A 1,398-nucleotide genomic window follows, 5' to 3' on the forward strand; every position below is an offset into this window, starting at 1 on the left:
CTTCGGGGCCCGGTTCAGGCCCACGACCTGGGACGTCGGCCCCATGGTCGGCGGGCCGGCCGGGCGGCGGCCCGGCGCTGGTCGGGGTGTCGGCGCTCAGTGCGACTGCAGCGCCTGGGCCTGCGCGGGCAGGGCCGGCTTGCCGACCTCGGAGGTGCAGAAGGAGCACCGGGTCGCGGCGGCCGGGATGGTGCTCAGGCACTCGGGGCAGTCCACCTTCGCGGCCGGCGCGGGCTTGGCCGATTCGAAGCGGGACTGGAGCTTGCCGACCGGCAGCACCACGGCGAAGTAGATGACGGCGGCGGTCAGGACGAAGCCGATGACCGCGTTGACGAAGAGGCCGTACGGGAACCGGGTGCCGGCCACGTCGAAGGTCTTCTGGGTGAAGTCGCCGACGGCGCCGGACGCGACGCCGACCAGCGGGGTGAGGAAGGCGCTGACGAACCCGGTGACGACGGCGGTGAAGGCCGCGCCGATCACGATGCCGACCGCGAGGTCCACCACGTTTCCGCGCAGCAGGAAGCTGCGGAATCCCTTGAACACCGGGTGACTCCAAATCCGTACGGGGGAGGGGGAGATGGGGCGGCACGGCGGGTGCCGCCCCAGGCCGGACATCCTGCCGAGCGGGCCGGGCCGAGGTCCAACCGCGTTCACCCGAATCGGGTAACCGCCGCGCCGCCCCGCGTCCGTGGGCCCTGCGGGGCGGGGACGCTCCGCGTACCGGCCTTTCACCGGTCGAACAGCCGAGCCAGTCGGTCGGTCGGCCGCTCCAACTCGCGCTTGTGGCACTGCTTGTGGCGCCGCATGTGACACCGGCACGCGCCGGTCCGGGGCGGCGCCGACCCGGCGCGACAGGGTGGACCGGAGCGCGGCAGGGGGCGAGACGGGGCGCACGGCGGTCGCGTACGGCGCACGACGGCGGCCCCGTGGCGCACATCCGGTGTACAAGCGCGGGCGGATGGGCCACCATCAGGTTGCGCGAAGGGGATGTACCGGGCGGAGCACTGTGCCAAGGTCGGTCCATGCCCGACCATTTGTCGGCCGATCCGGCCGGAAACCGTCCGCGTGTCCTGCACCTGATCAGCGACTCACGCCGGGGCGGCGCACAGAACTTCGCCCGTGACCTCCACCGGGAACTGGGCCGTCGGGGGCAGTCCTCCGCGCTGTGCGCCCTCGCCCCGCACCCGGCCGTCCCCTCCGGCCCCGCCGGGGCGGGCCGGGACTCCGCCGGCCCCGATTCCGCAGGCCGGGGCCCCGATTCTGCGGGTTCGGGCTCCGGGGCCGAGAGCCGAGGCACCGAGGCCGCCGGCCGGGCCGCCGTCGACTGCTCCGCCGCCGCCGGGCTGCGCTCCGCCGCCGTGCTGGGCCCCGGCCGGCTGCACCCGAGCACCCTGCGGG

Annotated in this window: 1 protein-coding gene and 1 pseudogene; one reads left to right on the forward strand and one right to left on the reverse strand. The window is 75.2% G+C overall.

Annotation, left to right across the window (positions count from 1 at the left end; genetic code table 11):
• Positions 1-96 precede the first annotated feature (96 nt).
• On the reverse strand, positions 97-543 hold the full coding sequence (gene mscL / locus ACFU6K_RS39030) for a large conductance mechanosensitive channel protein MscL (protein ID WP_380671429.1): 447 nt from the start codon (positions 541-543) through the stop codon (positions 97-99).
• Positions 544-1,022: 479 nt separating this feature from the next.
• Here mscL and ACFU6K_RS39035 point away from each other — a divergent pair.
• Positions 1,023-1,398: pseudogene (locus ACFU6K_RS39035) on the forward strand (hypothetical protein); the annotation flags it as partial.

Source organism: Kitasatospora sp. NPDC057512 (assembly GCF_042802135.1).
Taxonomy (GTDB): domain Bacteria; phylum Actinomycetota; class Actinomycetes; order Streptomycetales; family Streptomycetaceae; genus Kitasatospora.